We start from the raw sequence: 12973 nt of genomic DNA, 5'->3' as shown, positions 1-12973 counted from the left end.
CGATTCGGACCACGGACGAGAGGCAGAGGAAGATGGTCTACAGCAAGCAAGAGACGGCGGGCGCCCCGCAGTGTTGTCACGCGGCCAGGTAGTGCGGTTCCCCCGGTTGCGTCGACGCTTGATGTGAGGCTGTTTCCCATGTTCGATCCGGTCATAGCGCCCAGCGGTACGCTGCTCGGCCTGCTGCAGAGGGGCCGCGGCGACGGCACCCTGCACGCGTTGACGGCGCCGCGCGCCGAAGCGCTCGCGGCTCTGAACCACTGTGTGCTGAGCGACCCCCGCCACGACTGGCAGGTGGAGAACCGCTCGCTCTACTACGCCCGCCTCTACCTCGACCTCCACGGAGAGCTCGGGGAGATCGAGCGCCACCTCTTCGACCCCGACGACGTCCTCAATACGGACGAGTCACGCACGGGCCTCGCGCTCGCGGTCCTCGGCCACCTCGCCTCGTACGGCAGGCGCGACGCCCTGGAGCTGCTGCGCCGCTACGCCGCCTTCGGGTCCAGCTGGGCCTGGGCGCTCGACGAGCTGGCCCTGCGCGACGACGACGCGGGGCTGCGCGTGCTCGCCGCCCCCATCCTCGACAGATTCCCCGAGGACCCCGAGGGCGACGCCGAACTCGCCGCCGCCGTGCGCGACGCCTATGAACCGCGCCCCTGGCGGCTGTGGGCCGACGACCCCAGGGAAGCCATCGGCGCCCGCGTGCGCGCCGCCCAGGAACGCGGCTCCTTCGACCAGTGGCAGCGCCAGATGCGCCCCGCCGGGCCACGCCCCGGCTGGAGCGTGCGGGCCGTCTTCGACTGGGCCCAGGAAGGCCTCGAACGCGGAGCCGTCCTGTACGTGCCCGCCGCGCGCTGCCTGACCGCCGTCGCCGGACCCGACGACAGGGCCGAGATCGTCCAGGCCGCGCTCACCGGGCACGACGGCGCCCGCAGCACGGCCCTGCGCTATCTCGCCGACACCCATGATCCCGACGTCCTCGATCTGATCGAGGCCGCCGTGGAGAGCCCCTCGCACGCCGTGGTGGACGCCGCCCTCGACGCCTTCGAACGCATGCGGACGGTCGCCTCCCTGGAGCGTGCCCGCCGCTGGGCCCCCAGGCCCGACGCCCTCGGTGCCGCCGCGGGACGTATGCTCGCCTGCCGCGGCGGAGCCCAGGACGCCGAACCGGTCCTGGCCGCCCTGCGCGAGGCGGTGCGCGGCGAAGGCGCCGACGCACCGGCCTTGTGGCCCCTGGTCGACGGGGCGGGACGCCTCGGCATCGCCGGCGCCGCCCCCGTTCTGCGCCACGTCTACAGAGAGACCGCCTCGTCCCACCTGCGCGGCCACGCCGCCAGGGCCCTCGCCGCCACCGACCCCTCCTTCGCCGCAGGATTCGCCGTCGAATGCCTGTGGGACTGCGAGGAATCCACCCGCGAAGTCGCCGCGCGCCACGCGGAGACAGGCGACGCGCGCGTCGTGGACCAGCTCAGAAGACTCGCCGCCGACCCGGCCGAGGAGGCCGAGGTGCAGACCGCGGTGCGCAGCAGAATAGGCCCCGACGCGACGGCTTTGTGACCGGCGGCTTTCCGGGAGGCAACGCGCGATGGACGCTGCCTCCCGGCCGGCGGCGAGCGAGGGCCAACGCTCATGGGACGTTCCTCGCCAGGAAAGATCCACGTTGACGTGCCCACGCTCGACGCGACGACAACACCGGTATGCGTGTCGTCATCGTCACCGAGTCCTTTCCCCCCGACATCAACGGTGTGGCTCACTGCGCCCTGCAGACCGCCCGGCACCTCGCCGCGCGCGGTCACGACCCCCTCGTCATCGCCCCGGCCACCGCGCCGGGCCCTGACACCGACACCGATGCCCCCTGCCCCGTCGTACGGGTGCCCTCCCTGCCGCTGCCGGGCTACCCGCAGGTCCGGGTGGCGCTGCCGAGCCGCCGGGTCGCGGCGGCCCTGGCCGCGCACGGCGCCGAACTCGTCCATCTGGCCAGCCCGTTCATCCTCGGCGTGCGCGGCATGGCCGCCGCCTCACGGCTGCGGATCCCCGCCGTCGCCGTCTACCAGACCGACCTCGCCGGCTACGCCCGTACGTACATGGGGGCAGGTGAGGCCACCGCGTGGCGGCGGATCCGCAGCGTCCACGGTTCCGCCGACCGCACACTCGCCCCGTCCAGCGCCGCCGTGCACGACCTGGAGGTGCACGGGGTGCCCCGCGTGCGGCTCTGGCCGCGAGGGGTGGACACCGTCCGCTTCCGGCCCGACCTGCGCGACGAAGCCCTGCGGCGCGAACTCGCGCCCGACGGCGAGCTGATCGTCGGCTACGTGGGCCGGCTCGCCCCGGAGAAACAAGTCGACCTGCTGGCCGGCGCGTGCGCCCTCGACGGCGTGCGCGTGGTCGTCGTCGGCGACGGCCCCAGCGAGCCCGGCCTGCGCGAGGCACTCCCCGGCGCCGTCTTCCTCGGCCGCCGCACCGGCGCCGAACTCGCCCGCATTTTCGCCTCATTGGACATCTTCGCCCACACGGGCCCCTACGAGACGTTCTGCCAGACCGTGCAGGAGGCCATGGCCAGTGGCGTGCCGGTGATCGCGCCCGCCGCCGGAGGGCCGCTGGACCTCGTCGCACACAGCCGGACCGGGCTCCTCGTCGCACCCGGCGACCCGGCCGCCGTACGCGACGCCGTCTGGTCGCTCGCCGCTGACCCGCTGCGCCGCCTCGCCTACGGGGCGGCCGGCCGCAGCACGGTCGAAGGGCGGACCTGGGCGGCTGTCGGGGACCAACTCGTCGGCCACTACGAAGAGGTCCTCGACGCGCGGACGGCGGTGGCGGCATGAGCGGGCTGCGGATCGTACGTCTCGCCAACTTCGTCGCGCCCTCCTCGGGCGGACTGCGCACCGCCCTGCGGGAGTTGGGCGCCGGCTACCGCGCCGCCGGGCACGAGCCCGTCCTGATCGTTCCGGGAGAGCGGGCCGACGAGCACGACAGCGCGCAGGGCCGCGTCATCAGGCTGCCGGGGACGCCGCTTCCCGGCACCGGCGGCTACCGCGTCCTCACCGACCGGCGGCGCGTGAGCGAACTGCTCGAACGCCTCGCTCCCGACCGTATCGAGGTGTCCGACCGCACGACGCTGAGGTGGACGGGGGAGTGGGCGCGGCGCGCCCGGGTGCCCGCCGTGATGGTGTCCCACGAGACGGCCGACGGGGTCCTGCGGACCTGGGGACTTCCCGAGAAGTTCGCCCTGCGCGCCGCCGACGCGCTCAACTCCCGCACCGCGCACGCCTACGCGCGCGTGGTGTGCACGACCGAGTACGCGGAGCGCGAGTTCATCCGCATCGGGGCGCGCAACGTCGTGCGCGCCCCGCTCGGCGTCGATCTGGAGCGGTGCCGTCCGAGCCTGCGGGACCCGGCCGTGCGGGAGCGGTACGCGCGCGTGGGCGAGGCGCTGCTCGTCATGTGCTCGCGGCTCTCCGTGGAGAAGCGGCCCGGCACCGCGCTCGACGCCCTGGCCGCGCTCCGCCGCCGCGGGACGCAGGCGGTGCTCGTCGTCGCCGGGGACGGGCCGTTGCGGGCCCGGCTCGAACAGCAGGCGCGCGCACGGAGGTTGCCGGTGACGTTCCTCGGGCACGTGGCCGACCGCGGGCAACTCGCGGCGTTGCAGGCCGCCGCCGACGTGTGTCTCGCGCCGGGTCCGGCGGAGACGTTCGGGCTCGCCGCGCTCGAGGCCATGGCCTGTGGCACTCCCGTCGTCGCCAGCGCGTCGTCGGCGCTGCCCGAGGTCGTGGGCCCCGCCGGGGGAGTCGCGCAGGACACCGGCGAGGCCTTCGCCGTCGCGGTCGATGAGCTCGTCGCGCGGCCCAGGGACGAACGCCGCGAGGCGGCACGCGCGCGTGCCGAGTGCTTCGGATGGGACGCCGCGGTGGACGCCTTCCTGCAGGCGCATGACGCGGTACGGGTGACGGCCGACGTGCCGCGCCAGACGACCGCCGACGTGTCTCTCCTGGGGACGGCCGACGTGCCTGTACGGGTGAGCGGGCGGGATGCCGTATGAGCGCGGTCCTGCGGTTCGTCGCCCTGGGTGACTCCCTCACCGAAGGGCTCGGCGACCCGGTCGGCGACGGCTGGCGGGGCTGGGCCGCGCTGCTCTGTGCCGGGCTTGCCCCGGACGGCATGCCCGTGGAGTTCCGCAACTTCGCGGCGAGCGGCGCCCAGACGCATGACGTCCTTGGCCGTCAGATGCCGGAGGCGCTCGCCCTGAGGCCCGACATCGTCTCCGTCCTCGTGGGCGTGAACGACACCCTGCGCCGCACGTTCGACATCCACGCCGTGGCCGCCCGCCTCGACCATGTGTACGCGGCGTTCACGGAGCAGGGCGCGGTCCTGCTCACGGCGTGCCTGCCCGACCCCGGCACCATGCTGGGGCTGCCCGGTCTGCTCGGCCAGCCTCTCGCGAGGCGCCAGCAGGCGGTGAACTCGGTCGTCCACGCCCTGTCCGAGCGCTACGGCGCCGTGCATCTGCACGCGGCCGAGGGGGCATGGGTCGCCGACCGTGCCATGTGGAGCGCGGACCGGCTGCACCCCGGCGAACGGGGGCACCGCATGCTCGCCGCGCGGTTCCACGCCCTGCTCGCGGCCGACGGGCGCGCCCAGGGCACACCGCCGTCGCAGCAGCCCGAACGGCCCGCGCCCACGCGCTCGGCGAGCCTGTTGTGGCTCGCCACGGCGGGCACGGGCTGGGTCGCACGGCGGTGCACCGACCTGCTCCCCCAGCTCCTCACCCTCGCCGCGGACGAACTGCGCCACCGGGCCCGCGGTACCAGCGCCCGCCTCGACCTGCGGGCGTCCAGCTCGGTGGTCTCGGCGCTCGCGGCGCTGGCGGCCGTGGAACAGGCGGACGCGGCGTGAGGGGCGGACGGCGGGTGAGGTGACGTGGTGAGGGGCGTGTGGGGCACCACGCGACGGCGGCTCGGTGGCCCGGTATTCCGGTGGCCGGCGGTCGCTGTGGGGTCTTCCGTCAGCGGCCCGCCGCCAGGACAAAACGGACCGGTGTGCCAGGGGTCGCCTGTGCCGCGGCGGGCAGGTCTGCCTGGCGGACGACGGCGACCACGGGATAGCCGCCCGTTGTCGGGTGGTCGGCGAGGAACACGACCGGCCTGCCGTCCGGCGGTACCTGTACGGCTCCCAGGACCATTCCCTCACTGGGGAGTTCACCCTCCGATGCCCTGAGCAGCGGCGGGCCCTGTGTGCGCAGGCCGATGCGGTTGCTCGCCGACGACACGTGGTACGCGCGCGTGGTCAGCGTCCGCAGGGACGCCGCCGTGAACCAGTCCGCGCGCGGCCCGAGCGAGATCCGCAGCACCAGTTCGCGGGGCGGCGCCGGCTGCGGGGCCACGTCCACGCGCGCGTGCGCCGACGACACCGTGCCCAGCGGGAGCACCGTGCCGTCCGCGAGGGGGGCGGGGCCGAGCCCGGAGAGCAGGTCGGTCGACCGGCTGCCGAGGACCGGCTCGACGGCCACCCCACCGGCGAACGCCGCGTAACTGCGTACTCCGCAGAGCGCGGGTCCGAGGTCGAGGAGCGCCCCGGCAGGGACCCGTACCGGCGTGCCCCAGGCGACCGGACGCCCGTCCACCGTCATCGCGCACGGCGCGCCCACCACGGCCACCGTCACATCACAACGCGGCTGTACGGCACATCCGTTGAGGGTGGTCTCCAGGACGGCGGCCCCGCGCGGGTTGCCGACGAGGCGGTTGGCGAGGCGGGCCGCCGGGAGGTCGAGCGCGCCGGAGTGCGGCACCCCGAGATGCGCGTGCCCGGGCCGGCCCTCGTCCTGCACGGTGGTCAGCGCTCCGGCCCGGACGACGGCCATGGCACGGTCCGTCACGCGGTCACCTCCGGCACGAAACGGACCCGGGTCCCCGGGGCGAGGAGCGCGGCGGGCACGCGCGCGTGGTCCCACAGCACGGTGTCCGTCGTCCCGATCAGCTGCCAGCCGCCGGGCGACGAGCGCGGGTACACACCCGTGTAAGGCCCCGCGAGCGCCACGGAGCCCGCGGGGACGGACGTGCGCGGCGTCGTCCGGCGCGGCACGTCGTAGCGGGCCGGCAGCCCCGTCAGATAGCCGAAGCCGGGCGCGAACCCGCAGAAGGCCACCCGGAATTCGGCCTCCGCGTGGATGCGCGGCACCTCCTCGACAGCGACGCCCCACAGCGCGGCGACGTCCGCCAGGTCGGGACCGTCGTAGCGGACGGGGAGGTGCACGGCGTCGTCCGCGCGCGGAGGCAGCCGCGGGAGCTCCCAGTGAGGCAGCTGCGCGGCGAGCCCGCCCGCGGGTTCGTCGAGGCCGTCGAGGAGGACCGTGCGGGCCGCGGGCACGATCTCGCGTACGCGCAGCTCGCCCGCGGCGCGGCGGCGCAGCAGCTCGGCATGGAGCGCCGCGGCCTCCTCGCCTCCGCAGACCTCGATGAGCAGGGCCCGGTCGCCGACCGGAAGGGCCTTCATGCGAAGGCCTCCACCCGGACTCCCGCCGACTCCAGTTGCGCCCGTACCCGTCGGGCGAGGTCCACCGCGCCCGGGGTGTCCCCGTGCAGGCACAGAGACCGCGCGCGTACGGAGATCCGCTCGCCGTCGTGTGAGGCGACCGTTCCGAAGCGGGCCAGGCCGACGGACCGCTCGACCACGGACTCGGGGTCCGTCACCACGGCGCCCTCGCTGCCGCGCGGCACGAGCGTGCCCCGCGCGGTGTAGGCCCGGTCCGCGAACGCCTCGGTCACCACGGGCAGTCCGGCCTCGCCCGCCACCTTCAGGAGATGTGACCCGGGCAGTCCGAGGACGGGCAGGGTGTCATCCGCGAGGCGGACGCCGTCGACGACCGCGCGGGCCTGTTCCTCGTCGTGGACGACACGGTTGTAGAGCGCTCCGTGCGGCTTGACGTAGGCCACCCGCGTGCCCGCCGCGCGCGTGAAGACCTCCAAGGCGCCGATCTGGTACGCCACTTCGGCCGCCAGCTCGTCGGGCGGCACGTCCATGGCGCGCCGCCCGAAACCCGCCAGATCCCGGTACGAGACCTGGGCGCCGACCCGGACACCATGCTCGGCCGCGAGGGCGCACACGCGGCGCATCGTGGCCGCGTCCCCGGCGTGGAAGCCGCAGGCCACGTTGGCGCTCGTGACGACGGACAGGAGCTGCTCGTCGTCGGTGAGGCGCCAGCGGCCGAAGCCCTCGCCGAGGTCGGCGTTGAGGTCGATGGTCACGGCCGCGGGTGGGGCCTGCGTGGTCAGTGAGGTCATGGAACCCTCTTCTTCCGGTGGGGTGTTGCGGGATCAGGCGACGCGGTACTTCTCGTCGCGCGCGTCGGTCAGGAACATCCGGCCGGGCGCGTGCGTGATGGCGAACGGCGGCCGGGAGGCCATCACCGCGGCCTGGGGAGTGACGCCGCACGCCCAGAACACCGGGATGTCGCCCTGCTGCGCGGCCACGGGATCGCCGAAGTCCGGCCGCCCGAGATCCTCGATGCCGAGCCCGGACGGCTCACCGCAGTGCACCGGGCTGCCATGGACGGCGGGCAGCAGCGCGCTCTCCCGGATCGCCGCCGCGAGATGCTCCGGCGGGACCGGGCGCATCGACACCACCATCGGCCCCTGGAGCCGCCCGGCGGGCCGGCACTGGCGGCTGGTCGTGTACATCGCGACGTTGAGGCCCTGTTCGATGTGGCGCATCGGCACACCGGCCTCGGACAGCGCCCACTCGAACGTGAAGCTGCACCCGATGAGGAACGACACGAGGTCGTCGCGCCAGTGGCGTACGACGTCCGTGGGCTCGTCGGTCAGCTCGCCGTGCTCCCACACCCGGTAGCGCGGCAGGTCGGTACGCAGATCGGCGCCGGGAGCCAGCGGGGTGGTCCAGGCCCCCGCGTCCGTGACGTCCAGTACGGGACAGGGCTTGGGGTTGCGCTGGCAGAACAGCAGCATTTCGTAGGCCCAGTCGGCGGGGACCGAGATGAGGTTGGCCTGCGTGTGGCCGCGCGACCAGCCCGCGGTCGGCCCCGAGGCGCCGGCGCGGATGCGGGCGCGGGCCTCGGCCGGGCTCCACGCGTGCGCGTGGCCGTCGACGAGTTCCGTGCCGGTCGGGGGCGAGTCGGGAGTGACGGACTCCGTGGCGCGGTCCTGCGTGCGGTTCACAGGAGCTCCCTTCCACGGGTCTCGGGCAGCCCGAAGAGGGCGATCACAGCGAGTGCGTACCCCACCGCACCGAAGATCAGGGCGCCGCCCACACCCCAGCTGTCGGCGAGGTACCCGACGAGCGTGGGGAAGACCGCTCCGACGGCACGCCCGGTGTTGTACGTGAAGCCCTGTCCCGTGCCGCGCACGGCCGTCGGGTAGAGCTCGCTGAGGAACGAGCCGAAGCCGCTGAAAATGGCCGACATACAGAAGCCGAGCGGGAAACCGAGCACAAGGAGAAGGCCGTTGGACCCGTCGGGAATGCTCGTGTAGGCGGCGATGCTCGCCGCGGACAGCACCGCGAAGAGCGTGATGTTCCGCTTACGGCCGAGACGGTCGGTGAGATAGCCCCCGGTCAGATAGCCGGCGAAGGCGCCGGAGATCAGGAACGTGAGATAGCCGCCCGTGCCGACGACGGTCAGGCCGCGTTCCGTCTTGAGGTACGTGGGCACCCAGGTGGCGAGTGTGTAGTAGCCGCCCTGGACACCCGTCGACAGGAGGACGGCGAACAGGGTGACGCGCCGAAGGCCCGGAGCGAAGATGGCCGAGAAGGAGCCCTTCTGCGCACTCGTGCCCAGCTGTTCGGTCGCCTTGGGGGCGTCGTGCACGCGGCGCCGTACCCACAGGACGAGGAGCGCGGGGAGCGCCCCGGTCCAGAACATCACGCGCCACGCGAGGTCGTTGCCGAGGAACTGGAACACCAGGGTGTAGACGACCGCGGCGAGCGCCCAGCCGACCGCCCACGCGCTCTGCACCGCTCCCAGGGTGCGGCCGCGGTTCCTGGCCGTGGCGTACTCGGCGACGAGGATCGCGCCGACCGCCCACTCGCCGCCGAAGCCGAGGCCCTGGAGGGCGCGGAAGACCAGCAGTGTCTCGTAGTTGGGGGCGAAGCCGCAGGCCACGGTGAAGACCGCGTACGTGATGACCGTGATCAGCAGGGCCTTCACGCGGCCGATGCGGTCCGCCACCACTCCGGCGACGGCGCCGCCGACCGCGGAGACGACGAGCGTGACCGTCGTCAGCAGGCCGGTCTGGCCGCTGTCGAGACCGAAGTACGCGGCCAGCGCGACCATGCTCAGTGGCAGCGTGAAGTAGTCGTACGAGTCGAGCGCATAGCCGCCGAAGGCGCCCCCGAAGGCGCGTCGGCCGCGCGGGCCGAGATCGCGCAGCCATCCGAACGTGCCCTCGGAGGGCGGGAGTTCACCAGGGCGTGCGGGGGAGTCGGTCACGGTCGCGTCGGGCGGTGGGGTCGTGCTCATGGGCACCTCGCAGGAGGGGATTGGGTGCTTCCTGAGTGAGCTGAACCGATGGGCGCGGTCCGTGCGGGGAACAGCGCCTGTCCGCCAAGGTAGAGGATCGTTGAACGATCCCTCAATACCCATGTTGTTTCGTTCTGGTATCTGCGCTTGAATTCGGGCGTGGCCGAACTGAACGGACTGGCGGACGACCGCGCGCTCCTGGGGCGCACCAGCACCGCCGAGCGGGTCGCGGACATCCTCAGGAGCCGCATCGCGGAGGGGTACTTCCCGCCCGGGACGCGCCTGTCGGAGGACAGCATCGGCGGCGCACTCGGCGTCTCGCGCAACACGCTGCGCGAGGCGTTCCGGCTGCTCACCCACGAGCGGCTCCTCGTGCACCAGCTCAACCGCGGCGTCTTCGTGCGCGTGCTCACCGTCGAGGACGTCGAGGACATCTACCTCACGCGCCGCCTCGTCGAGTGCGCCGTCGTACGCGGCCTCGGCCGGCCCCCGTACGACCTCGGCGCCGTGGCCGACGCGGTCGCCGACGGGCACCGCGCCGCCAAGGCACGGGAGTGGAAGGGCGTCTCCACCGCCAACATCCACTTCCACCGGGAGCTCGTGGCACTCGCGGGCAGCGCGCGGACCGACGAGCTGATGCGCAGCGTCTTCGCCGAACTGCGCCTCGCGTTCCACGTCGTGGACGACCCCCGCCGCCTGCACGAGCCCTATCTCGCCCGCAACAAGGAGATCCTCGAGACCCTGGAGGCGGGGCGCCGCGACGACGCCGAGCGGCTGCTCTCCCAGTACCTCGACGACTCCCGCGAGGGTCTGGTCGACGTGTACGGCCGACGGGTCGCGGAAGGCGAACGGCCGGACGCCTGACAGCCACCGTTCCCGGCGGTGCGGGGGTTCGCGGGGCGTGCGGTGCGGGCGGTCGCTTCTGCGCCGTTTCGACCGTTGTCAGACCTAGGACCTAGTCTGTGCTCCGTGACTTCGCCTGCCACCACGGAATCCGTTCCGCCCCAGCTCAGCGCGGGACCGCGGCCCGCACCGGGCCCGGCCGCCGACGAAGGGCTCGCGCGCCGCCTTCGCGCGCTCGCCTGCACCGCGCCGCTGCACGACCTCGACGTGCGCAAGGCCAATCTCGCGGGCGAGTACTCCGGATACGGCATGGCAGAGGTGGCGCTCTCCGCCATCGACCTCGTCACACTCAACATGGACTTCGACACCGGCGCCGACCACGAGCAGATAGTGGCCAGGCTCATCCCCCGCGTCGGCGCACAGGCCCCGCAGCGCCCCGCCGCCGAGCACGAGCGCGTGGCCCGCTGGGTCCTGGAGAACCTGATCAACGTCGGCAGCGTCGACCGCGGCTTCCGCGCCGTGTACGGCACGTTCGCGCCCGACGGCTCCTATGTCCGCAGGGACTACGACTTCAAGCTGATCGAGGAAGTCGCCGGCTACGGGGGCAGCGTCTACCTCCGCACCACCGACGAAGCGGTCAACGTCCTGGTGGGCGCCCTCGACACCGACGTCACGAGCGCCCAGATCGCCGCCGAGGTGAAGCTGGAAGTGCTGATCAACCGCGGCCGTCTCGCCGATGCCCAGCTCGCCGCCGAGCAGGCCAGGTACCGGACGGTGCAGTACTCCGAGACCCTCCGAAGGGCCCTGGACGCGACCCGGAGGAACGTCCGAGCGGTGGACTGGCTGAACGCCGTCCCGGACATGATCGCCGAGGCGCTCGACCACGTCGCCGACCGGTACCGCCACGAGAACGCGATCCTCACGAACATCCGCAAGGCCCGCGACGAGTCCGAGGACCCCGAGCACAAGCGGCGCGCCGCCGAGCTCGTCGACATCGTCAAGGACTGCATCCGCCGGCACACACAGCTCCAGTCCCGCCTCCTCGAAGCAGGCCCATTGTTCCGCGCCGAGCAGGACCGGCAGGCCTTCGCCGCTCCGTCCGCGCGCACGGGCCTCGACCTGTACGGGCAGCTCGTCGCGCCGCTGCTGCCGCTGCCGGTCGAGCAGGCGAGCCGTGTCACCGACGCGTTCTTCGCGCGCGGGACAGGCATGCGCACGCCCGTGTCCGTACGGGTCGGGGACCTGATCGACATACTGCTGACGCCGCCCCAGGAGCGGGAGCACCTCGGCGTCGAGATGCCCGAGCCCGACCTGATCGCGACGCCCGACGACAGCCGGTTCAGCGAGGAGCAGCTGGCGAGCGCCATGGAGCTGCTCGACCTGCCCTCCGACGCGCCGCGCCGGCTCTCCGGACTGCTCGCCGAGGCGCGCCGCCGCGACCCCGAACTGCCTTATCTGGTCGCCCTGCTGTCCGTCCACGCGGCCAGCCCGCCGGTCGGCACGGCCTACCGGCAGGGCGAGGAGAAGCTGCTGTTCGCCGTGGACGACGGCACCGAGCTCGACGACCCGGAGTTCGGCGGCGCCGACCTCGTCGTCGGCACGGCCCTCCTGGACGCCGCAGGCATGGCGGCCGACCGGACGGAGGCCGCGTAGTGCCGACCGCATCGCACCGGGCGTCACCGCCGCGCGTCGCTGATACCGACGTACTCCCGAGCCTCGCCGTAGACCCGACCAAGGAGCACCAGCCGTGACCGATCACCCCGCAGAGCACGCCGCGTGGGGCGAGACGGAGCCCTCTCAGGCTCCGGCGGCCGGCGCGCCCGTCACCCCGGCCGACGCCGCCGACGCGGCCCGCCTCGTGGCCTTCGGCCTCCAGCCCAAGCTGCAGCCCGCTCGCGACCAGGAGTACGCCGAGCTGCTGCGCCGCTACCGCGAGGACCCGCCGTTCGCGCGGCTCGCCGACGCCGTCGCCGCCGGGCTCGGCCTCGTCGTCCTGGAGGTCTCCACGCGCGCGGGGATGGCCGTGACCGCCGCTGAGGACTCCGTCTTCGCCGTCCGGATGGGCGACTACGCGCGCCGCACCTCCGCCGACGGCAGCGACCGCTTCCTGCACGGCCTCGCGCACCTCGCCGTCGCCGCGATGGCGTTCCCGCGCCCCGAGGACCTCGCCGACGACGGCTACATCGGCCGCGTCACGGTCAACGGCGTGGACGCCTTCGTCCGCCAGGCCTGCCGCCGCCTGGAGGAGCGCGCCGAGGAGCGGGGCGAGAACACCGACCCGGCCTCCGACGCCCCGGGCCTCGAGGCCGCGTGGCGCATCTGGGCCAGGCGCAGCTCGACCGGCGCGACGAAGGACGCGCGCCGCCTCGCCGGATCCACCACCGGCATCGTCGCCAAGGCCGTCGCGTTCCTCACCGACTCCGGGTTCCTGCAGAGAACGGGCGACGACTCGGGCGGCACCTACCGCACCACGGCCCGCTACCAGCTCCAGGTCCGCGACCTGGCCGGCACCGCCGCCCTCTCCGAGCTGGCGGACCTCGGCATCGTGCCCGTCACGGACGGCTCCGCGAGCCTCCTGCCGCCTGCGGACGAGGACGACGGGGAGCTCGTGGCCGACGCGGGACTCCCGTTCCACTCCTGACCGGCCACGCGCTACCGCCCCACGCA

The 12973-nt window shown here is 73.7% G+C and carries 12 protein-coding genes; 7 read left to right on the top strand and 5 right to left on the bottom strand.

The annotated features are described in order from the left end of the window. The first annotated feature begins 138 nt into the window (after nucleotides 1-138). The 4 genes from ACY0PA_RS09190 (at nucleotide 139) to ACY0PA_RS09175 (ending at nucleotide 4890) form a co-directional block, all read left to right on the top strand. On the top strand, nucleotides 139-1557 hold the full coding sequence (locus ACY0PA_RS09190) for a HEAT repeat domain-containing protein (RefSeq protein ID WP_473084184.1): 1419 nt from the start codon (nucleotides 139-141) through the stop codon (nucleotides 1555-1557). A gap of 140 nt (nucleotides 1558-1697) precedes the next feature. Further along, nucleotides 1698-2822, top strand: a complete 1125-nt coding sequence (locus ACY0PA_RS09185) for a glycosyltransferase family 4 protein (protein ID WP_473084183.1) — start codon at nucleotides 1698-1700, stop codon at nucleotides 2820-2822. Then, nucleotides 2819-4036 carry a glycosyltransferase gene (locus ACY0PA_RS09180; protein WP_473084182.1) on the top strand — a complete coding sequence of 406 codons (1218 nt, stop codon included), beginning with the start codon at nucleotides 2819-2821 and terminating at the stop codon, nucleotides 4034-4036. The genes ACY0PA_RS09185 and ACY0PA_RS09180 overlap by 4 nt, the downstream gene beginning before the upstream one ends. Then, nucleotides 4033-4890 (top strand): SGNH/GDSL hydrolase family protein, encoded by an 858-nt coding sequence (locus ACY0PA_RS09175; RefSeq protein ID WP_473084181.1) that lies wholly within the window; start codon nucleotides 4033-4035, stop codon nucleotides 4888-4890. The genes ACY0PA_RS09180 and ACY0PA_RS09175 overlap by 4 nt, the downstream gene beginning before the upstream one ends. Before the next feature lie 109 nt (nucleotides 4891-4999). Here ACY0PA_RS09175 and ACY0PA_RS09170 read toward each other — a convergent pair whose 3' ends face one another. From ACY0PA_RS09170 to ACY0PA_RS09150, 5 genes are read right to left on the bottom strand one after another with little or no spacing between them, the layout of a single operon-like run. Continuing rightward, a complete protein-coding gene (locus tag ACY0PA_RS09170; protein ID WP_473084180.1) occupies nucleotides 5000-5869 on the bottom strand; it encodes a 5-oxoprolinase subunit C family protein in 870 nt (289 codons plus the stop codon). Further along, complete coding sequence (locus tag ACY0PA_RS09165; protein WP_473084179.1) at nucleotides 5866-6486, bottom strand: 5-oxoprolinase subunit B family protein; 621 nt, start codon at nucleotides 6484-6486, stop codon at nucleotides 5866-5868. The genes ACY0PA_RS09170 and ACY0PA_RS09165 overlap by 4 nt, the downstream gene beginning before the upstream one ends. Continuing rightward, nucleotides 6483-7274: a LamB/YcsF family protein gene (locus tag ACY0PA_RS09160; protein WP_473084178.1), complete on the bottom strand. Its 792-nt coding sequence runs from the start codon at nucleotides 7272-7274 to the stop codon at nucleotides 6483-6485. Before ACY0PA_RS09160 ends, ACY0PA_RS09165 begins: the two co-directional genes overlap by 4 nt. Nucleotides 7275-7307: 33 nt before the next feature. Next, entirely contained in the window at nucleotides 7308-8165 is an 858-nt protein-coding gene (locus ACY0PA_RS09155) for a putative hydro-lyase (protein ID WP_473084177.1), read from the bottom strand. Then, the gene (locus ACY0PA_RS09150; protein WP_473084176.1) at nucleotides 8162-9463 is read right to left on the bottom strand and encodes an MFS transporter; all 1302 of its coding nucleotides are present in this window, start codon (nucleotides 9461-9463) and stop codon (nucleotides 8162-8164) included. The genes ACY0PA_RS09155 and ACY0PA_RS09150 overlap by 4 nt, the downstream gene beginning before the upstream one ends. Nucleotides 9464-9622: 159 nt before the next feature. On the opposite strand from ACY0PA_RS09150, the gene ACY0PA_RS09145 reads away from it, so the two are divergent. The 3 genes from ACY0PA_RS09145 (at nucleotide 9623) to ACY0PA_RS09135 (ending at nucleotide 12947) form a co-directional block, all read left to right on the top strand. Continuing rightward, nucleotides 9623-10327, top strand: a complete 705-nt coding sequence (locus ACY0PA_RS09145; protein WP_473084175.1) for a GntR family transcriptional regulator — start codon at nucleotides 9623-9625, stop codon at nucleotides 10325-10327. A 105-nt stretch (nucleotides 10328-10432) separates the two neighbouring features. After that, nucleotides 10433-11959 carry a hypothetical protein gene (locus ACY0PA_RS09140; RefSeq protein ID WP_383095430.1) on the top strand — a complete coding sequence of 509 codons (1527 nt, stop codon included), beginning with the start codon at nucleotides 10433-10435 and terminating at the stop codon, nucleotides 11957-11959. A gap of 94 nt (nucleotides 11960-12053) precedes the next feature. Further along, nucleotides 12054-12947 (top strand): hypothetical protein, encoded by an 894-nt coding sequence (locus ACY0PA_RS09135; protein WP_356272109.1) that lies wholly within the window; start codon nucleotides 12054-12056, stop codon nucleotides 12945-12947. The last annotated feature ends 26 nt before the right edge of the window (nucleotides 12948-12973 follow it).

This window comes from Streptomyces sp. DS1-CR2 (assembly GCF_055760475.1).
This window is presented reverse-complemented; position numbering and strand designations above follow the sequence as displayed.